The sequence below is a fragment of the Synechococcus sp. Nb3U1 genome (assembly GCF_021533835.1).
GTDB lineage: Bacteria > Cyanobacteriota > Cyanobacteriia > Thermostichales > Thermostichaceae > Thermostichus.
On record NZ_JAKFYQ010000002.1, the window covers coordinates 418,828 to 438,426 of the forward strand.

Here is a 19,599-nt window from a genome sequence, read left to right on the forward strand (position 1 = left end):
GACAGGGATCCCCTATAAAATCCATCAACCAGCCCTACGACGGCAAACTCCCTTCCCGCTCAGCCAACACTGGAGGACGATCCTGTCCGGTCGCAAACCAGTTCTGTAACCTATCCCATTCGATCTGGTTATAGCCATCCACCACCCAGTTGGCCCGCCGCTGCAACATATGCAAAGGAAGGAGGGTGGCCACGGCCAGCGTCGGGATCCCTGCCGAACGGGCCGCTCGGATGCCAGGATAGGTGGCTTCAATGCTCAAGCACTCACCAGCCTGCAACCCCATTCGCTCCAAAAGCAGCCGATGTAAATACCCAGGAGACTCCAGCGGATCCCCTTCATCCCCTGTGACCACAGAGGAGAAATAGTGCTCTAAGGGGCAGCGTCCCAGCACATAGTTGACCTCTGCCGCAGATTGCCCACATATCAACCCAACAGGCAACTGCAGCCGTCCCAGTTTCTCCAGGGTCTCCACCAACCGTGGGATCAGGGGCAATTGCGTTTGCGTCTCCAAGGCCTGCTGATAGTAAAGGACCTTGCGCTCCACCAGATCTTTCAGTTGCTTGGGGTTGAGCACCCGTCCTTGATCACCCCAAAGGCTGCGCAGGCGTTCTCGATCCGGTTGACCCAGATATTGCAGCCGGTAGAGCTCTTTCTGATTCAGATCCCAGGGGCGCAGGTTCTCTTCCACCAACAATCGGTTGATCGCCTCTAGGTGTAGCCCCTCATCGTCGGCCACAACCCCACTCCAGCTCAGTATCACCCCTTGCAGTGCCATATTGGCGACGACTACTCCAATGCCTCCCCGATTGCCAGCGCTCCCTCAGTCTCGCTAAGCGAGGTGCGTAGCACCATCAAAACAGATCCTAGCGGTATCAGCAGGGGCTTGAGGGGCAAGAGGTTAGGCGGCGCGTATAGGTGGGGCCATGAAACTGGGGGGGATCGACTCGGGAATGCAGGTTTGCAGAATCCTGTCGATGGTTGCCATCGCCGCGGCATCCAACGACCAGCCCCACAGCCCGGACACCGCATCCAGATGATAGGGTTTGCGCGCCCCCCACAAGGCCACACTCACCCCTGGACGATCCAACATCCAGCGCACCGCCAGCTGAGGTAGGGTCTTGCCGTAGTGGTTCTGAGCAAACTGAGTTAGCTCTGCTGCTGCCTTCAGGTACTGAGAATAACGGGGTTCAGTGAATTTTGGATCGATCCCGGAGCGCATATCCTCCGCAGCAAAGGTGGTCTCTTTACTCATCCGCCCACTCAGCAGACCCCGACACAGGGAGCTATACATCAGCGTGTGAATGCCATTTTGCTGACAGTAGGGCAAGACATCCGCCTCGATATCCCGTTCAAACAGGTTGTAGGGCGGTTGAGCGGTGTGCAGGGGGGCCACCTGACGGAAGCGAGCCATTTGTGCAGGCGAAAAATTGCTCACCCCAATAGCGCGGATTTTCCCCTGCTTGAGCAACTGCTCCAGAAAAGCGGCGGTTTCCTCAATCGGCTCCACCGGATCCGGCCAGTGAATTTGGTAGAGATCGATGACATCGGTTTGCAAGCGACGTAGAGAGTCTTCCAGCTCCTGGGCAAGGCGAGGCAGGCTGGAGTTGCGCACCACTTTGTTATTGAACCAATCCAACCCAGCTTTGGTGGCGATGATCACCTGATCGCGGCGACCGGAGTCTTTGATCGCTTGCCCAACCACTTCTTCCGAAAGGCCAAGTCCGTAAATAGGGGCAGTGTCAAGGGTGGTAATGTCCAGGTCAATCGCTTTGCGAACCGTGGTGTAAGAATCCTGTCGGTCGGAAGGCCCCCACCAACCGCCGCCAATCGCCCAAGTACCCAACCCGACGCGGCTCAACCGGAGCCCCGTATCCGCAAGCGTCACAAACTCCATCCCTGCACCTCTCCAAATACCTGATCGAACCTACCTCCCGAGACTCTCCCAGCGTTAGGACACGAAAAGCTTGCAATTATTTGCCCCTTACTGTGGCAGGGGATCCCCTGGAAAAATTGTAGCATATGCTACTTTTTCTTGGTTACGGCAAAGAGGGTTGCGCAAATACTCCAGACAGTTGGCCTTGGCTGGAAGGAGATGACAGGCTTTTTACTCTGCTTCTGAGGGGAACTGGGTCGATAGGATCAGATTCAAGATGTATAACTGACCACTTCAAGGAATTGCCCGATGAAGTCCTCTTCTATCTGTGTTCTTTTCGGTTGCGTGGGTGTGCTGTTGCTCACGGGATCTGTTGCTCAGGCGCAGGTGATCACCCCTATTTTCCCTGAAACTTCACCAGCACCTATACCTGCTGAACCCTTGCTCCCCAGCCAGGATATTCCCACTTTGCCAATTGTGCCGGATGCTCAACCCTTGCCCGTCACGCCGGGCAGCACCCGTCCTTTACCTAGAGGTAGCTTTGAAGAGATCAGCCGATACTTTCGGGATCTGAACCGGGCCAAAAACCTGGCTCGCCAGACTGCCGAGATCGCTAATGGGGGCTTGCAAAATTATCGTGCCGAAGCCTCGATGCACGGGGCAGCCATAGATTCCCCTTTTGAAGAGTTTGAGGACTATTGGATCTTCACCTTTCGAGGTGGGGAACCCGGCTTTGTGCAGCCCAGCATTGAAAGTCAGGTGCGGGTAGAGAGAGGTAGCTTCCAAACCACCCTGCTCTACAACGGCCCTTTGCGCTAGGCCCTTCGTGGTGGGGATCCCTGTCATAATCGAGGGGGCGAGAGGGAGGGGATCCAGGCTATGACCAAGTTTGTCTTCGTCACGGGTGGAGTGGTGTCCAGCATTGGCAAAGGCATTGTGGCCGCCAGTTTGGGCCGCTTGCTCAAATCCCGGGATTACACGGTGTCGATTTTGAAGCTGGATCCTTATATCAACGTGGATCCCGGCACCATGAGCCCCTACCAACATGGAGAAGTGTTTGTTACCGACGATGGCGCCGAGACGGATCTGGACTTGGGCCACTACGAGCGCTTCACCGACACCAACATGTCGAAGCTGAACAACGTCACCACCGGCTCCATCTATCAGGCAGTCATTCACAAAGAACGCCGCGGTGATTACCAGGGGGGTACGGTGCAGGTGATCCCGCATGTGACGCAGGAGATTAAGGAGCGGATCCGGCGAGTGGCCCGCGAGACCAACCCCGATGTGGTGCTGGTGGAAGTGGGCGGTACGGTGGGGGATATCGAGTCTCTCCCTTTTCTGGAGGCGATCCGCCAATTTCGTAAAGATGTCGGTCGTGGCAATGCTGTTTACATTCACGTCACCTTGGTACCCCTGATCAAGGCGGCAGGGGAAATGAAGACTAAGCCTACCCAACATTCGGTCAAGGAACTGCGCTCGATCGGGATCCAGCCGGATGTATTGGTGTGTCGCTGTGAGCAGGCTTTGCCCCGCGGCCTCAAGGAAAAAATTTCCGAGTTTTGTGATGTGCCTGTGGAGTGTGTCATTCAGGCGCAGGATGCTCCCAGCATTTACGATGTGCCCCTAGTTCTGGAACAGGAGGGCTTGGCCCAACAGGTGCTGGAAATTTTGAACTTGGATCCGCGACGGCCAGATCTGCGGGGGTGGGAGGTGCTGGTGGAGCGACTGCATCATCCCCAAGAGCGGGTGGAAATTGCCATTGTCGGCAAGTATGTGCGCCTGACGGATGCCTATCTTTCGGTGGCAGAAGCCCTGCGCCATGCCGGATTGGCCTTGAATGCGGGGGTGAGCCTGCACTGGATTTCTTCGGAAGAGATCGAGGAACGAGGGCCGGAGGCGCTGCTCTGCCGAGTGGATGGGGTGGTGGTGCCGGGGGGGTTCGGCAACCGCGGTATTGAAGGCAAGATTAACACCGTTCAATATGTGCGGGAACGGCGCATCCCTTTCTTGGGGTTGTGCTTGGGCATGCAGTGTGCGGTGATCGACTGGGGATCCCATATTGCCCATTTGGAGCGGGCCAATAGTTCCGAGTTTGAGCCGGATACGCCCAATCCGGTGATCAGCCTCTTGCCGGAACAAAAAGATGTGGAAGATTTGGGGGGAACTCTGCGGTTGGGTCTTTACCCCTGTCGCATTGTGCCCGATACCTTAGCAGCCAAACTCTACGGCGACCCGATCATTTATGAGCGCCATCGCCATCGGTATGAGTTTAACAATGCCTACCGCAATCTGTTACTGGATTCGGGCTACGTGGTCAGTGGTGTTTCGCCGGATAACCGCTTGGTGGAAATCATTGAGCTGCCCAGCCATCCTTTTTTCATCGCCACCCAGTTTCACCCCGAGTTTCGCTCTCGTCCGAACCGGCCTCATCCCCTGTTTCTGGGCTTGATCGAAGCAGCCCTACGTAGCCGTTCCCAAGCTCAGCCGTTGCAATTGCAAAACATTAGCTAAACCATCAGCTAAGCAACTACTAGACGAACATAGGGATCCTTATGCCGGCCAGAGCTTCCATCAGGGCCCGCACCTGAGCCACCATGGCCACTTCGTCCTGAAGTTGGTTGATCGCCTTACCCACACCCACACCAGAGGCACCTGCCCCAATCGCCATCGGCACAGTTACCGTCGAGAGGCCGGAAGCACAAATCACAGGGATGGAAACCACACGGCTAATTTCGTAGGCGGCAGCCAGAGTGGGGGCAGCTTTTTCGATCAAGCCCAGGGAGCCACCGTGCAGTGGTTCAGCACTGGTTCCCCCCTCGGTTTGGATCAGGTCTGCCCCTAGGTCTTCCAATTTCTCGGCCAACTCTGCCTGCTGATCGAGGGGCAGCGTATGGGGAACCGTGACTGACAGGAGGGTACGAGGCAGGAGAGCACGGGTTTGTCGGGTCAACTCCAGCACCTCTTCAGGGGAGAAGACGCGTCCGGAGTCATAAAAACTGTCGTAGTTGCCGATCTCTGCCGCTGTCGCTCCGGCGTGAACGGCTGCGGCCAACTGTTGCGGATCCACTGCTGAAACACAAATGGGTAGCTCAACCTGAGCTCGTACCTGCTGAACCAATTCAGGACTGGCGGCAATATCCACCCAAGTGGCCCTTCCCTCTTGGGCAGCACGAGTAATTTTCAAGACTGAAGGCAGGTGAAAATTTTGCAGGCCACTGATCACCTTGAGTGCCCGTCGTTGGGCCAGGGCATCGAAGAGGGCAGAGTTTGGGGCGGTGGTCATGGGTCGTCAGCTCTTTATGAGTATTCTTTGTAGGTATTGCCTAGGGGCACACAGCACTCTGCTCAGTCTAAAAGTTTTGCCAGAATCCCACAAGGGATCCTTATTAAAATAGGGATCCCATCTGGAATGCCACCATGTATCGTTCCCCCGTCCCGTTTCTGGGCTTGCCTGAACTGGATCCTGAGGCTGCCCAAGCGATTCTGCTGCCTGTCCCCTACGAGGCCACCACCTCCTATGGCAAGGGTACGGCCAAAGGCCCACAAGCGCTCTTGGAGGCTTCTGCTTATGTGGAAATCTACGACGAGGTGCGGGATCGAGAGCCGGCTCTGCATCCTGACTCGCCGACGGAGATCTCCCGCTACTGGACTGCCCCTGCTGTAGAGTTTACGGATCCCCATGAACCGGCAATGGCGGAAATTCAGCGGCGGGCAGCTGAGTGGGTCAAGCCGGGTCAATTCTTGCTGTCTATAGGGGGGGAACACTCTATCACCGGCCCCCTGATTGCTGCGCATGTGCCCCATTACCCGGAGCTGCACGTGTTGCAAATCGATGCCCACTGCGACCTGAGAAACAGCTATGAGGGATCCCGCTATTCCCATGCTTCCGCCATGGCCCGTGTGGTGGAGCAGGTGGATAACCGCCTTACCCAGGTGGGGATCCGCTCCATTTGTGCCGAAGATCGCCAAGCGATACGCGAGCGCCGTCTCCACACCTTTTTTGCCCACAGTTTGCAGAGCAAGCCCCCGCACCAATGGATTCAGGAGGTAATCGCTACCCTCGGCCCGCAGGTGTACCTGACGGTGGATGTGGATGGGTTGGATCCCGCGGTGGTTCCAGCTACCGGTACGCCGGAACCCGGTGGCTTGGGTTGGTGGGAAACCCTAGAGCTGATCCGCGCTTTGGGTCAACAACGGCAGATTGTCGGGGCGGATGTGGTGGAGCTATCGGTAACCGGGGAGCAAGAAACCGATCGGCGCAGTGCCTTCACCGTAGCCAAGCTCACCTATCAGATCCTGGCAGCAGCGCTGGGATGAACCCTCTGCCTGGGTTAAGCTCAAAAAGGTTTCGGCGAGGGATCCAACCTTGGATCCCAATTCCTGACCCTTCTGTTCCGTGTGTTGTCTTGGTGGCACTCCTGTGAAATCGGCTCATCCCCGTCGTCCCAATTTTGATCCTTCCACCCTGTCCTGGATCCCGTTGGTGGGCGGGGCACTGGTGTTAATCCTTTTGGCTACTGTGCTGCAGTGCCTGCTGGTGGTACCTGCTGGTGCGCGGGCTGTGGTGTTCAACTCGCTGACGGGCCTCAAACTACAACCTTTGGGGGAAGGGCTGCACCTGTTGCTGCCGGTGATAGAAACGCCGATCCTTTACGATGTGCGTACCCAAACCTACACCATGGCCTCTCAACGCTCTGAGAGCCAATCTTTGGGAGATGATGCCCTGAAGGTGCTGAGTGCCGACGGCCAGCAGATTACTCTCGATGTGTCGGTGCGCTTCCGGCTGGATCCGGCCAAGGTTTCCCACCTGCACCAAACCATCGGCCCCTCCTATGTGGACAAAGTGATCCGTCCGGAGGTGCGTACCGTGATGCGCAACGAACTGGCCCTGCACCGAGCCATCGCCGTCTTTTCAGAAGAGCGAGAAGAGATCCAAGAGAATGTCGAGCAGCAACTCTCCAGCATCTTTGCCGAGAACGACCTGATCCTACAAAACGTGCTCCTGCGCAATGTCCGTTTTTCTGACCAGTTCCAAACCGCCATTGAACAAAAGCAAATCGCTGAGCAAGAAAAAGAGCGGGAACGCTTCTTGGTGGAAAAAGCTGAGCTAGAAAAGCAACGGGTAGTGGTGCTCGCGGAAGGAGAAGCCCAGTCCATTCAATTGCAAGGGGAAGCCCTGAAGCAAAACCCAGAGGTGGTGCAATTGGACTACGTGCGCAAATTGGCTCCTGGTACCCGCGCCATCATTTCCCGGCCGGAAGTGCTCACGGATCCGTTGAAGCGGTAACCCCAGTTTTTCTCTCCCCCTTTTTGGCGGGAATCCCTATGGTTTCGATGCCACTGCCCACCTCCTCGGTCAATGAGCCCCTGATTCACAGCCGCATCCAGACGGTACGGGAGCGGATCCCTGCTCATGTGGAGATCATGGCGGTGAGCAAAGGCTACAGTGCCGACCACATTCGCGCTGCCTATCAAGCCGGGATCCGACACTTTGGGGAAAGCCGTGTCCAGGAGGCCAGGCAAAAACAAGCGGAACTCCAAGACCTGTCGGATATCATCTGGCACTTGATCGGGCATTTGCAAACCAACAAGGTCAAACCCGCTCTCAAACAATTTGCCTGGATTGACAGCGTCGATAGCCTGCGCCTAGCCAAGTTGCTCAACCAAAAAGCCTGGGAACTGCAGCTCTCCCCCAAGCTGTGCCTACAGGTGAAGCTGGCCCCCGATCCTAACAAATCCGGCTGGTCGATTGCGGAGCTGCTGCAAAGCCTGCCCCAACTGGATCAGCTGCTGCAGGTGCAAATATCCGGCCTAATGACCATTCTGCCCCTAGGGCTCGACTCAGAAGCCGCCCTAGAGCTGTTTCGCAAACTAGTGGAGCTGGCGGATCACATTCAGCGTAGTGGCTACGAGCACCTTAACCTGCAAACCCTCTCCATGGGCATGTCGGATGATTACCCTCTGGCGGTGGAGGCAGGATCTAACTTGATTCGGCTAGGGCGCTCTTTGTTTGCAGATGCTGACCTAAAATAGACAAGCTTCCATAAAGACGTTAAACTGCTGTTAAATTTATGTTAAGCTTCGTCACCCTGGAACGGCCTTTTCGGGGTATTTTCAGGGCTAGCCTGGGGCTTGACCCGGCCCAAGGCTAGCAAAAATGGGGGGATCCCGCCTGAATTTCGATCTCTTGGGAGAATTTCAGGGGAATTTGCAATCATTTGCGGCACTTCCGTTAATATGTGTTCAACCTGGGTAAAGTTAGGAGACTGCTTCTTAAGAGCACCTTGTTGGCCGATAGGATGACATTTTCGTTTCTCCTGGGTACACTCTATTCGTTAAAGCCAATGGGATGCCGTTAACAGACGTTAGCCCCCAGCTGCGGCGATTTTTTAAACAAACCCTGTCTCAAACTCTTGAAATACTTTATTTAGGATCTGCCTGCGGGCCAAGAGATCTGTTGCTCAAGAGCTTGAACCATGTGCCTGGCGTGAACCATAACCTGTAGTGAGGATGTGTGTGATGACTGTGAATGGAATCTGGAGCAGGGTAAGAGATTTTGTGGGTCTGACGGATCCCGTGGATGGCTTGGAAGAGTACTCTGATATGGAAGGTCGGGATGATTTCCGGCAGCTCTATGAGGGGCATCATTCCGCGCCAGTTACTCCAGTCGAAGAAGAGGAAGCAGATTCTTTCCCCCGCGGACGGCGGCAACGGGCAGTAGAAACGTCAGACAGTTCTCTCAGTCGGGAAGAGTCTCGTGGGCATCGGCGCAGTCAACATCGGGAGCGGGGATTAGGGGGCAGTATGGGCAGCAATGTGATCGGATTGCCGAGTGTAAGCCAACCCACCAGTGAGGTGGTGGTGATCGAGCCGCGCAGCTTTGACGAAATGGCCCAGGTGGTGCAACACCTGCGGGATCGCAAGACGGTGATCATGAATCTGACCCTGATGGATCCCGCCGATGCTCAGCGTTCTGTGGATTTTGTAGCCGGTGGCACTTATGCTATCGATGGCCATCAGGAGCGTATTGGCGAAAACATTTTTTTGTTCACCCCTAGCACCGTGACGGTTTCGACCCCCGGTAGCCAGATGGGACAACCCCTACAGCGGCCCCTGCAAAGCCCCGCTCCCCTCTGGTCCAGCAGCTATGACAATTTGCAGGCGGTCGGCCAACACTAAGTCGGGTTGAGAACCGGATCGGTGAAGTTTATATAGTCCCCTTTCTACTCCGGTTCAGGCATGGAGCAACCTTTCCTTAGTGTCATCGGCGGTGGTGCCATGGGATCTGCTCTGTTGCGCCGCTGGGTGGGTTCAGGCGTTTGCCCTCCAGACCAGATTGGCTTGCGAGAGCCGGATTCGGTGCGGGCCTCCGCGTTGCAAAAGGAATTGGGCATCCGTCTTCTCTCGGATCTTGCCCAAGCGGGGGAGGCCAAGATTTTATTTTTGGCGGTTAAACCGCAGGTTTTTGCCACGGTTGTGGCGGAGATGGGCCAACTGACCACCCCGGAGCTGGTGATCTCGATCATGGCCGGGATCCCTTTGGAGCAGTTGCAGCAGGCTTTCCCCAAGCAGATGGTGGTGCGCACGATGCCCAACACTCCCGCTTTGGTGGGGGCTGGCATGACGGCGATCAGCTATGGAACGGGCATTACGCCTACCCAAGTGGAGCAGGTGGAGAAGCTGTTTCGGGCTGTGGGAGAGGTGGTTACGGTTTCTGAGAACCACATGGATGCGGTGACTGCCCTTTCCGGTTCCGGGCCAGGGTATGTGGCGGTGATCTTGGAAGCCTTGATCGACGGCGGAGTACGCGTCGGCTTGCCCCGCCCGATTGCCACCCAACTGGCTCTGCAGACGTTGTCCGGTACGGCGGCTCTATTGCAGCAGGAACAACTCCACCCCGCCCTTTTGAAAGATCGCGTCACCAGCCCGGGTGGCACCACCATTGCCGGGATCGATGCCCTTGAACAGGCGGGTGTGCGTGGGGCGTTGATGCAAGCGGTTCAGGCTGCCTATGAGCGCTCCTGCCAGTTGCGGGGATCCTAACGGGGCAACAGCCCTTCCCACAGGGGGCGGCTGATCCAGTTCCATCCCACCTTGAGTTGATGCTCCAGGGTAGGCATACGCACCAGATAAGCGGCTCGCCGGGCCAGGTAGCCGAGCGGGCCCGTCAAGGTAAAGCCCCCCAATGCAGACAGCACCGCCGTATCCACCCCCAAACTGAGCATCTCCCCCAGCGACCAGTAGCGAAAGGGCAAAAGAGGCCGCTCCTGGGTGAGCGCAGCCCAGAGGTTCCAGGCGCAGTAGCTGGCCTGTTGAAAAGCCGCTTGAGCTGTGGCTGGCACACTTTGCCCGTCGGCATCCACCACCGCGGCCACATCCCCCAGGGCAAACACCGTCGGGAACGAGGGAATCTGGAGAGTGGGAAACACCTGCAGTCGTCCCTGCTCCGTTTTGGGTAAGTCTAGGGCACGGATCACCCCGGACATTTGCGTGCCCACTGTCCACAGCACTGCATCGACGGGATCCGAAGCCATTGCTTCGCTATCGATTCGCCGCACGTGCAGGGCTAGGTCATTCTTCCTCTTCTCGTCAACGGCCTCTATCCGCAACACTTGGGTACGCAGCTCCACCTGGATCCCGCGCTCCTGCAGAGCCTGTTGGGCGGCTCCTCGGCTGGACTCGGCAAAGCCAGACAAAATATGGGATCCCAACTCGATCAGCCGGATCTGGCCACGGGATCCCAGCCGATCCGCCAATTTGCAGGCCAACTCCACACCACTGGCTCCGGCCCCGGCGATGGCCAGCCGAATGGGTTGGGCCGGCTCTCGAGCCTCTAGGTGCTTCAAGTGAGTGCGCAGCCGTTGGGCATCTGCCAAAGTGCGAAAGGGAAAAGCATACTCCGCTGCTCCCGGCACCCGGTCCAAGGGGGTTTCTCCACCCAAAGCCAGCACCAGGCCGTCGTAGTCTAGGCTCTGTCCCTCTCCCAATGTGACTCGGCGTGCCTTTGGATCGATGGCTGTGACGGATCCCTGCACAAACTGTACCGACTCAGGTGACAACAAATTCTGAAAGCGGGGGGCCACTTCCCAATCCTCCATTTCCCCCGTTAGCAGTTCGTAAAGAAGCGGGGCGAAGACAAATCGTTCCTGCCGATCGACCAGAGTAATCTGCGGCGGTTCTGGCCAGGGTTGTCGGCTGAGTTCGAGGGCGGTGTACAGCCCGCCAAACCCACCCCCAAGAATGCAAATGCGGCTCATGCTCAAATGGTTGAGAGTGCTCCTACCCTAACAAACGGTAACAAACGGTGGGCGCGGAAACGGGAGCCCGTGGGTTGAGTGCATGGGTTACGTGCTCACTTGTGCTCGGCACTGCCTAGGGAAACTGGTTCTTTCTGGTGTAGAGACTGGCGTGGAGAGGTAGCCGCATTCACTTTGCCAGGCAAAATTTGGTTTAGCCAGCTCAAAATCCCCCACACCACGGCCACCGTGGCTACCCACAAAACCCACAGGCCTCCGACCCAAGGTTGCGGCAGATCCAAGGCCACCCCGCCAATCATCGGGCCAGCGGCGAACCCCACCGCCCAACAGAGGGAATTGATGGACAGATACACCCCCCGCAGATGCTCCGGGGCCAAATCCGCCACTAAAGCAGATGCAGAAGGGTTGTAGCTCACCAAGGCCAGAGACAACACCATTAGGGCCACCGTAGCCAAAGCCAAAGCTGGTACAGCCCCCAACTCCGCTGAAAGACCGGTCAGCAACACGAGGGCAAAGCCAATTCCCCAAATCAAGGCGGATCCCTGTAGCCCTTGAATGCGGGTAAAGCGATTCAGCCAACGGGCTACCGGCATCTGTAGCAGGCCAATGAAGGCTCCATGTAGAGCAAACAAAGCGCCAATTTGCACCTCAGGGATCCCGACAAAATTGCGGAAGTAAAGGGGCATGCTGCTGCTCAACTGAGCCACATAAGTGGTGAAGAGGATGTTGGATAATCCAAACACCAACAACGAGTGATCCGTCAGGGCTGTTTTCCAACCTGCCAGCATCGGCCCTGCTGCCAAATTGGATTCACGGGCTTCCCGAATGAAGAACCAGAGCACTGCCAAAAAGATCAAAAAGGTGAGGCCATCGATCACAAACAAGAGCCGATAGGCCCCAGTCAGCGCCACCAACGTGCTGGCCATCGCTACCCCAATGCTGTGGCCCAAATTATCCCCAAGGCGGTTCAGGGCATAGGCTTCGTTGCGCTGTTCGCGGGTGGTGAGATCGGCCACAATCGCTTCGGCGGGTGGCCAGTACAACCCTTGGCCTAAACCCGCCGCCACATTGGCCAAGGCAAAAGCCCAAAAGTTGTAGGAGAGGGCCAACCCAAAGGAGCCAAGGGTGGAAATAACCAAAGACAAAATCAAGGTGGCTTTGCGCCCCCAAGCCCCATCCGCCATCGAGCCGCCGAAAATGCGGCCAAACACCCCGGCAAAGGCCATGATGCCCAGACCCAACCCCACCTGGGTTGCCGTCAACCCCACTTGATTGACGAAAAAAATGGTGGCGTAAAAGAGTGTAAAGCCTGTCCCGGTTTGGGACAGCAGCCGACCGATAAAGATCAGCCAAACCTGCAAGCTCAACTTCGGCCACCAGGAAGGAATGCCCATAGTCTGTGCCAGGGGGATAGCCTACTTAGCCTAGGGGATCCCTGTCGCTTGCGCTCGGGAAAGTTCTCGGAAACCCACTAAGATTCAGCGGATTCGGCAGATTAAGCCGAAATGCTCCAGATCAAGGCGGGTTCGGTTGGGGCAGCAGCCTCTGTTGCCTCGGTTTCGTTGAGGGATCCCGCGGAAACAGACACCAGCCCACTCAGCTCCAGATGCTCACTCAGCAGCCGCGCCAGCCGATAGACTCGATAATCCAACCGCACCAAAGAATTTTCCATGGGTCGGAAGTACCCTAACCGTCTCTATTGAGATTATAAACAAATATTAAGTAAACGGAAAGCCTTTCTCCGCCTGGGAACCTGTCCGCCATAGGGACAGAAGACTGTACCCATCGGATCCCTCTGCCCACAGCTTGACCCGGTATCGCAGCATTCCTCGAAAGCAGTACTCCCAAACAGGCGAATCGGTTGCACTATTGCACTCAAGAAGCCCCACTCAAGCTGGCTCCCACCAAGTTGGCATAGCTGAGAAAAGCCTGAGCCAGGCAAATGCCCTCCAGATCTTCAGCTCTTGATGGCTCAGAGCCTCCCCGACCAGCACGGCATCGGGAAAGTCTCCTTCTCCTCAGGCATATCGACGCAGTAAGCTAGCAACGGTGAGATCCCGCTGCTCCAGAACCTATGCTGGGCTCTACTGATAAAGTTTCTCAGGTGAGTTCCAAAGTAGTTTAGCTGACAGACTGTAACCCAAACATTGAAACCGCGTCCATTTCCGCCTAGCTGACAGCCACTTGCGGCGCAGCAGTGGAGGATACTGAATTTTTCTCTTCCTCAGGGGGAACTACCGCAAACTCGATGTGGTTGAGCAAGGTGGTGACAAACGCAAAAAGCAGAAAAGGCAAAGAAACCACCAAAATCAGCCCAATGGTGAGGAAAGCGTAGAGGGGGCTATTCATCAGGGAAAGGGCCGCCGCCAAACTAGCAAAGATCACGATCAACCAAATGATGATCTGCCCATAGATATCCCCAAAGGAGAGCGTGCAGGTGAAGCGATAACGGTCGTGGGTGTTCATAGGGTTCCTCCTGAATGTGGTTTTCTTCTGAAATTCACTAAAATCAACAAAATGAGATTGACAAAACGTGCTTTCTTTAGGGTTTTGTTAGGGTTTTGCAGATGTGCTGAAAGACAAGCAGTAGTCCCAGAAGCCACTCAACCGTGGGATCCCCGTCCCCAGCTCACTAAAAAAGGTTAGCCTGATCCTAGTCGAGATCAAGCTGCCAGTAGAAGAAGTATGTCGAGATTTTAGACAAGTCCCAACGGGATGCCCATCTTTGCAAAGAAATGTCTCAAGTAAGGTTTACAAGGTTTACAGAGTTAGGGATCCCCAACCTCCCAGAAATGTTATCGTCAAAGTCTTGCACTGTATCATGAAGACGGCAGCCATGTGTATTTGTATTCACTGCCACTACGTGGATCGTTGCACCACTTATCACGCGGTTGAAGCTCAGCACCAACAGGCTCACCTAACCTTAGCCCCCGATTTTGAGCCTCAAGGGCCGCAGATCAATGTGAATATTCGCAACGGCGGCACGGAGATGGAATGGGATGTGGTGGGCTGCCAAAGCTTTTGGGAAGAACGTAACAAATGGGCACGGCTGCGTCCTTATGAGGCGGTTCCCACCTAGAATGGCTCTGGTTACCGCAATACTCTGTCGAGGCACCTTGCCGATGGAAGCGGGTGACGGAGTCCTTTTTCCAATCAACTTTCCCATCACCGATCTGTAATTCTGTAATGACAATGCTGACCTCAAGCCCCGTAGGTCTGCCGGTGGATGCCCGCCAACAGGTGGGTCAATGGATGCGGCAGCTCCAGGATGACATCTGTGCCCGTTTGGAAGCTGTGGATGGTGAAGCCCAGTTCCGCGAGGATAGTTGGGAACGTCCGGGGGGCGGGGGCGGGCGCTCACGGGTGATTCAGCAGGGGCGGGTGTTTGAACAGGGAGGCGTTAACTTTTCCGAGGTGTTTGGATCCCATTTGCCGCCCTCGATCTTGAAACAACGCCCGGAAGCAGAAGGGCATTCCTTCTATGCCACGGGTACCTCGATGGTGTTGCATCCACGCAACCCTTATGTGCCGACGGTGCACCTGAACTATCGCTATTTTGAAGCGGGGCCAGTGTGGTGGTTTGGCGGAGGTATGGATCTCACTCCCTACTACCTGTTCGAGGAGGATGCCGTTCACTTTCACCGGACGATTCAGGCTGCCTGTGATGCGTTGGATCCCGTCTACTATCCTGTTTTCAAAACATGGTGTGATCAGTACTTTTTCTTGCCCCATCGGGGTGAGGCCCGTGGCATTGGGGGTATTTTCTTCGATTATCAGGACGAACGTCCCGGTTTGTTGTACCGACCTGATGGTCAGGTGGACGGGGCTCCCCAACCCCAATCTTTACAAGTCCGGGTGGGATCCCGCAGTTGGGAGCATCTTTTTCAGTTGGTTCAGGCTTGTGGGAAGTCCTTTTTACCCGCCTATGTGCCGATTGTGGAGCGGCGGCAGGAGATGGACTGGGGGGAGCGAGAGCGGCAGTTTCAGCTGTATCGTCGCGGGCGCTATGTGGAATTCAACTTGGTGTACGACCGGGGGACGATCTTTGGCTTGCAAACCCAGGGGCGGACGGAATCGATTTTGATGTCCTTGCCCCCCTTGGTGCGCTGGGAATACGGCTATGAACCGGAACCCGAAACTTGGGAAGCAAAGCTCTACGATGTGCTGCGCCATCCCCGCAATTGGGGCGTGTAGTCGCGAAGAATAGGCTAAATAGGCTACTTACTTGCTTGTACCTATCTACTTGTACCTATTGAGGGGGCTACTGCCGCTGTTAGGGGGATTTCACCTCAAAGTCTAGATCCGGCATTGGCAGATTTGCCTGGGGGTTGCTCTGCCCCGTCAGCATGGCCAAACGGCGCGATACTTCATCATCCATTGCCATGTTGTCTAGTTGAGCGGCGATCTGTTCGCTGCGATCCTCCGAGAGTTCGCTCATGGCACGAGTTTTGAACTGGCGGGCCTGGACTGCGTTTTTGGCCGCTTCGAATTGGGACTTGGCGGAGTCGATACTGTAGGCATTGTTCACTCGGGTCATCTGCTCGAGGGCTTGGTTCACCTCGTTGATGTCCTTCATGTTGCTCAGTTCATTTTTGTAGGTGGTGAGCCTTTCTTTTTCGCGGGCCAGTTTTTGCTTGGCGGCGGTAACGTAGCGATCGGCAGTTTCGACGTTTTCTTTGAGGGGGCCGAGGATCGCCTCAATTTGAAGGGCTTGTGCCATAGCCATGCGGGCGGCCTCTTGATCTCCCCGTTGAGCGGCTAGGCGGGCTTTGTTCTCGAGAGACTGGTATTCGCGCACCTTTTGCATGTATTTCTGCTCGGCCCGCTGGTAGGAGGCCACCTGGGTGGCCACAGCTTCGGTGAGGCGCTGGACAGATTCTTGCATGGTGCGTAGGGATTCTTCCGCCACCATCACCGCCCCGGTGCCGCCCTTATCCACAGGGATCCCCCACAACCAGTTCCAGGTGCCGACGATAACGCTGCCCGCCCGTTGCCCAAAAATGCCGTAGATGACTTTGCGTGCGCCCATGGCCTTGCTCCCATGCCTGTGCCTGACTTTACTGTATTCAATTTCTCGCGCAACCGGAATAGTTCTCAGGGATCCGAGAGGCGAACAAATTGAAAGCCCCGTTCCCGCAACCTTGGGATCAACTGCTGCGTGATGGTTGCAACCTGGGATCCCCCATGGACTCCATCATGAAGCACGATCAGAGATCCAGACCGCGCTTGGGTGAGGATGCGCTCCAGCACCACCGAGACAGGCGGGGTGAGCCAGTCTTCTGGAACCACGCTCCACATGACCACTCGCAGTCCCCAATCGCGTAGATCCGCAAGGGTGTGCGGCCAAAATAGACCATTGGGTGGGCGCACATCCCGATAATCACGAGGGATCCCACCACAGGCCTCGGCCAAAGCGGCTTGGTTGCGGCTTAGGCTGTGGTGTATTTCCTCTCGCGTCAGTTGGGTGAACGAGCGATGTTGCCAACCGTGGAGGCCGATGTGATGACCTTGCCGGACGATCTCTTGGGCCAGCTGAGGCCAGCGCTGCACCCGTTCGCCGAGGACAAAAAAGTTGCCCGGCACCTGAAAGTGGGCCAAAACCTCCAGTAGAGCCGGGGTGTGATCCGGATGCGGGCCATCGTCGAAGGTGAGGGCAATGGGTTGAGTGTTCGGGTTGGCCTGTAATTCCCACAAACAGTCTGGGAAAAGGGTTTTCAACCCCCAGTGCAGAGGGGAGTAAAGGAATGGGGGCAGAATTTGAGGAGAAGCAACCACGATGCTTGATTCTTGATGCTTTACTCTTCAAGATTCACTAGATTCACTGCTGAGGATCCACTAGAGATCTTCCTATATCCTCTGTTGCGCCTGGCAAATCCACTCCACAACTTGGGCAAAACTCAGTTGATGCCCCCGTTATCCTAGGGATCTCACTTGGAGACGGCAAAGGTTGCGATGCAGCACTTGCGGGGATCCCTTTGCCAACTGCTCTACCGACAAAATGCCTGCATGTAACAACAGCCCACACCCTTCTGGCCCCACTGCGGGTATCTGGGCCAAGGCCACGAGTGCCACCCATTTGTGGATAAAGCGCAAAGGGATTTTCAGTTGGGTGGAAAGGGCCTGCTGCTGCGCCGCAGTGGAACAATAATCCAGCAAGTGTTGGGTCGATTCAATGCCCAACTTCTTCAGGGCAGATCGATCGGCAGCGCTCATCCCTGGGATCCGACTCAGGGGCCAATTTGGTGAGGCCGGAACAGATTCTACAGAGTTGCTCGGAAGGGGCACAGCTTTATCCTAGGCATTTGTTTGATTCTAGCCAGGCCTTTTCTTCCCCCCGCTTGGCCCACAAAGTCAACAAAATAAACAAAATAAGTCAACAAAATAAAAGGTCGAGGCCAGCCCCGACCTAGGAATCCATGTTGTTACTGTTTATCCTCCACAACAGCGACGGATCCCGTCAAAAGACAGCCTGTCGTGCTGGTTAGGGTTCTGGCCACAGGGATCTGGAGGGAATCAGGTACATGCATGAGTATGATGAGACTGCCTCAACTCCTGTAACGTCTGCTGTGCTGACCACCCCTTCTTCTGCTAATGTCCTGACCCTGTCTCCTGTCACGGGTCTACGTGGCCAAGTGAGCATTCCCGGCGATAAGTCCATTTCCCATCGGGCTTTGATGCTGGGATCCCTGGCGGAGGGAGAAACCACGATTCAGGGGCTACTGCTAGGGGAAGATCCCCGCAGTACAGCTGCATGCTTTCGGGCGATGGGAGCGGAGATCTCTGAGCTGAATACCACATGGGTGCGCATCAAGGGAATCGGCTTGGGCCAGTTGCAAGAACCGGCGGATGTATTGGATGCGGGCAATTCTGGGACGACAATGCGGCTGATGTTGGGGATCCTGGCCAGCCATGCTGGGCGCTTTTTTGCCGTGACGGGGGATGGATCCCTGCGTTCCCGACCGATGCGACGAGTGGTGGATCCCTTGCGACAGATGGGGGCACAAATTTGGGGTCGGGCCGGGGGCAATCTTGCCCCTTTGGCTATACAAGGGGGATCCCTAAAAGGCATTCACTATCACTCTCCGGTCGCCTCAGCCCAAGTGAAATCTTGCCTTTTGCTGGCGGGTCTGTTGGCGGAAGGCACCACGCAGGTGACGGAACCGGCTCTTTCGCGGGATCATTCCGAGCGGATGTTGCGGGCCTTTGGGGCCGAGATCAACGCGGATCCGGAGGAGAAAACGGTGGCAGTTGTGGGGGGATCCCGGTTGCGGGGACAGGCGGTGACTGTTCCGGGGGATATCAGTTCGGCAGCCTTTTGGTTGGTGGCAGGCTCAATTGTGCTCGAGAGCGAATTGCTCCTGGAAAACGTCGGCTTGAACCCCACCCGCACCGGGGTATTGGAGGTGCTAAGGGAAATGGGAGCAGATATTCAAATCGAGAATCCGCGGGAGATTGCGGGCGAGCCCCTAGGAGATTTGCGGGTGCGTTCTGCTCCGTTGCGGGGCTGCACCATCGCTGGAGACCGGATCCCGACCTTGATCGATGAGATCCCGGTGTTGGCGGTAGCGGCGGCTTTTGCAGATGGGGTAACGGTGATTCGAGATGCGGCAGAACTGCGGGTGAAAGAAAGTGATCGGTTGGCCGCCATGGCACAGGAGCTGGGCCGTATGGGGGCTCAGGTGTGTGAACATCCAGATGGCTTGGAGATCCAAGGAGGGATCCCGCTTCAGGGGACGGAGGTAGACAGCCATGAAGATCACCGCATTGCCATGAGCCTGATGGTGGCAGCTTTGGGCGCCCAGGGATCCACAACTTTGGTCGGAGCAGATTGTGCCCGCATTTCTTACCCAGATTTCATTCCCACTTTGCAGCGATTAACGGATCTGTGAAGTACCCGACGCTGTAGCTTGCTTCCCGCAGGGTTGCTCTGCATACAGGATGGGCTTCTCTAATCAACCGCGACAGCCTCGGAGAGGGTAGACTTACGCCTTGGGTCTTACATCGCGTCCTAGAGCAGCAGCCCCACTTCCTGAGGCCAAAATCCGCAAGCCTTCATTTCTGATATTAATCGCTGCGTTGATGTCTGGGTCGTGGCGTTTCTGGCAGTGAGGACTTACAAACGAGCGAACCGAGAGATCCATCTTCTCTAGCGGGAGAAAGGTGTTGGAACAAAGGTGAGAAGACGGAAAGAGAAGATTCAGGTTTCTCCATACCGTCCTCTACCAGCAACGATGTAAAGTACTTTCCATCTGGCATCTTGGACACAGTGACCGTCTTCAGTTGTCCCTCAATTGGTCTGTGAATTTTGGCTGCAACCGTTCCCAACAAACCAGGAAACTTAATTGCAGATTCAGAAATCACTTTGACGTTTTGGGGAAACTGGACGGACTGACGATGATGCTTCGACTTGAACCTGGGATACTTTGCCCTGCCCTCAAAGAAGTTCTGGAACGCTTGAGACAGATT

The 19,599-nt window shown here is 56.0% G+C and carries 21 protein-coding genes; 10 read left to right on the forward strand and 11 right to left on the reverse strand.

Annotated elements, in window-relative coordinates; all coding sequences use genetic code 11:
- Window positions 1-34 precede the first annotated feature (34 nt).
- Together L1047_RS12475 and L1047_RS12480 are read right to left on the reverse strand one after the other, a co-directional pair.
- Entirely contained in the window at window positions 35-775 is a 741-nt protein-coding gene (locus tag L1047_RS12475; protein ID WP_235279292.1) for an HAD family hydrolase, read from the reverse strand.
- A 123-nt stretch (window positions 776-898) separates the two neighbouring features.
- Complete coding sequence (locus L1047_RS12480; RefSeq protein ID WP_235279293.1) at window positions 899-1,894, reverse strand: aldo/keto reductase; 996 nt, start codon at window positions 1,892-1,894, stop codon at window positions 899-901.
- 288 nt (window positions 1,895-2,182) lie between these two features.
- Between L1047_RS12480 and L1047_RS12485 the strand changes: the two genes are divergently transcribed.
- Together L1047_RS12485 and L1047_RS12490 are read left to right on the forward strand one after the other, a co-directional pair.
- Window positions 2,183-2,692, forward strand: coding sequence for a hypothetical protein (locus tag L1047_RS12485; RefSeq protein WP_235279294.1), 510 nt, complete (start codon window positions 2,183-2,185; stop codon window positions 2,690-2,692).
- Window positions 2,693-2,752: 60 nt separating this feature from the next.
- Window positions 2,753-4,387 (forward strand): CTP synthase, encoded by a 1,635-nt coding sequence (locus L1047_RS12490; protein ID WP_235279295.1) that lies wholly within the window; start codon window positions 2,753-2,755, stop codon window positions 4,385-4,387.
- Window positions 4,388-4,406: 19 nt separating this feature from the next.
- Here L1047_RS12490 and L1047_RS12495 read toward each other — a convergent pair whose 3' ends face one another.
- Window positions 4,407-5,159: a DUF561 domain-containing protein gene (locus tag L1047_RS12495; protein WP_235279296.1), complete on the reverse strand. Its 753-nt coding sequence runs from the start codon at window positions 5,157-5,159 to the stop codon at window positions 4,407-4,409.
- Window positions 5,160-5,293: 134 nt separating this feature from the next.
- Here L1047_RS12495 and speB point away from each other — a divergent pair, with 134 nt between their 5' ends.
- The 5 genes from speB (at window position 5,294) to proC (ending at window position 9,919) form a co-directional block, all read left to right on the forward strand.
- A complete protein-coding gene (gene speB, locus L1047_RS12500; RefSeq protein ID WP_235279297.1) occupies window positions 5,294-6,193 on the forward strand; it encodes an agmatinase in 900 nt (299 codons plus the stop codon).
- 103 nt (window positions 6,194-6,296) lie between these two features.
- Window positions 6,297-7,163: a prohibitin family protein gene (locus L1047_RS12505; protein WP_235279298.1), complete on the forward strand. Its 867-nt coding sequence runs from the start codon at window positions 6,297-6,299 to the stop codon at window positions 7,161-7,163.
- Window positions 7,164-7,201: 38 nt separating this feature from the next.
- Window positions 7,202-7,909, forward strand: a complete 708-nt coding sequence (locus L1047_RS12510) for a YggS family pyridoxal phosphate-dependent enzyme (protein ID WP_443081715.1) — start codon at window positions 7,202-7,204, stop codon at window positions 7,907-7,909.
- Window positions 7,910-8,479: 570 nt separating this feature from the next.
- Window positions 8,480-9,055, forward strand: coding sequence for a cell division protein SepF (locus L1047_RS12515; protein WP_235279675.1), 576 nt, complete (start codon window positions 8,480-8,482; stop codon window positions 9,053-9,055).
- 60 nt (window positions 9,056-9,115) lie between these two features.
- A complete protein-coding gene (gene proC / locus L1047_RS12520; protein WP_235279299.1) occupies window positions 9,116-9,919 on the forward strand; it encodes a pyrroline-5-carboxylate reductase in 804 nt (267 codons plus the stop codon).
- Here the strand turns inward: proC and L1047_RS12525 are convergent.
- The 4 genes from L1047_RS12525 to L1047_RS12540 all read right to left on the reverse strand — a co-directional run bounded on the left by L1047_RS12525 (window position 9,916) and on the right by L1047_RS12540 (window position 13,599).
- Window positions 9,916-11,133: an NAD(P)/FAD-dependent oxidoreductase gene (locus tag L1047_RS12525; RefSeq protein ID WP_235279676.1), complete on the reverse strand. Its 1,218-nt coding sequence runs from the start codon at window positions 11,131-11,133 to the stop codon at window positions 9,916-9,918. The two genes, proC and L1047_RS12525, sit on opposite strands and share 4 nt — an antisense overlap.
- Before the next feature lie 95 nt (window positions 11,134-11,228).
- Complete coding sequence (locus L1047_RS12530; protein WP_235279300.1) at window positions 11,229-12,527, reverse strand: MDR family MFS transporter; 1,299 nt, start codon at window positions 12,525-12,527, stop codon at window positions 11,229-11,231.
- Window positions 12,528-12,628: 101 nt separating this feature from the next.
- Window positions 12,629-12,805, reverse strand: a complete 177-nt coding sequence (locus tag L1047_RS12535) for a hypothetical protein (protein WP_235279301.1) — start codon at window positions 12,803-12,805, stop codon at window positions 12,629-12,631.
- A 497-nt stretch (window positions 12,806-13,302) separates the two neighbouring features.
- Window positions 13,303-13,599 (reverse strand): hypothetical protein, encoded by a 297-nt coding sequence (locus L1047_RS12540; RefSeq protein ID WP_235279302.1) that lies wholly within the window; start codon window positions 13,597-13,599, stop codon window positions 13,303-13,305.
- A gap of 370 nt (window positions 13,600-13,969) precedes the next feature.
- Between L1047_RS12540 and L1047_RS12545 the strand changes: the two genes are divergently transcribed.
- Together L1047_RS12545 and hemF are read left to right on the forward strand one after the other, a co-directional pair.
- Window positions 13,970-14,212, forward strand: coding sequence for a Ycf34 family protein (locus tag L1047_RS12545; protein ID WP_235279677.1), 243 nt, complete (start codon window positions 13,970-13,972; stop codon window positions 14,210-14,212).
- Window positions 14,213-14,325: 113 nt separating this feature from the next.
- Window positions 14,326-15,327: an oxygen-dependent coproporphyrinogen oxidase gene (hemF, locus tag L1047_RS12550; RefSeq protein ID WP_235279303.1), complete on the forward strand. Its 1,002-nt coding sequence runs from the start codon at window positions 14,326-14,328 to the stop codon at window positions 15,325-15,327.
- 79 nt (window positions 15,328-15,406) lie between these two features.
- Here hemF and L1047_RS12555 read toward each other — a convergent pair whose 3' ends face one another.
- The 3 genes from L1047_RS12555 to L1047_RS12565 form a co-directional block, all read right to left on the reverse strand.
- Window positions 15,407-16,162 (reverse strand): PspA/IM30 family protein, encoded by a 756-nt coding sequence (locus tag L1047_RS12555; RefSeq protein WP_235279304.1) that lies wholly within the window; start codon window positions 16,160-16,162, stop codon window positions 15,407-15,409.
- A gap of 65 nt (window positions 16,163-16,227) precedes the next feature.
- A complete protein-coding gene (locus L1047_RS12560; protein WP_235279305.1) occupies window positions 16,228-16,908 on the reverse strand; it encodes a polysaccharide deacetylase family protein in 681 nt (226 codons plus the stop codon).
- A gap of 138 nt (window positions 16,909-17,046) precedes the next feature.
- A complete protein-coding gene (locus L1047_RS12565) occupies window positions 17,047-17,346 on the reverse strand; it encodes a DUF4332 domain-containing protein (protein WP_235279306.1) in 300 nt (99 codons plus the stop codon).
- Window positions 17,347-17,654: 308 nt separating this feature from the next.
- On the opposite strand from L1047_RS12565, the gene aroA reads away from it, so the two are divergent.
- Window positions 17,655-19,022 carry a 3-phosphoshikimate 1-carboxyvinyltransferase gene (gene aroA, locus L1047_RS12570; RefSeq protein WP_268836608.1) on the forward strand — a complete coding sequence of 456 codons (1,368 nt, stop codon included), beginning with the start codon at window positions 17,655-17,657 and terminating at the stop codon, window positions 19,020-19,022.
- A 93-nt stretch (window positions 19,023-19,115) separates the two neighbouring features.
- Here the strand turns inward: aroA and L1047_RS16805 are convergent, their stop codons facing one another.
- Window positions 19,116-19,334 (reverse strand): zinc ribbon domain-containing protein, encoded by a 219-nt coding sequence (locus L1047_RS16805; RefSeq protein WP_443081725.1) that lies wholly within the window; start codon window positions 19,332-19,334, stop codon window positions 19,116-19,118.
- Between the last annotated feature and the right edge of the window lie 265 nt (window positions 19,335-19,599).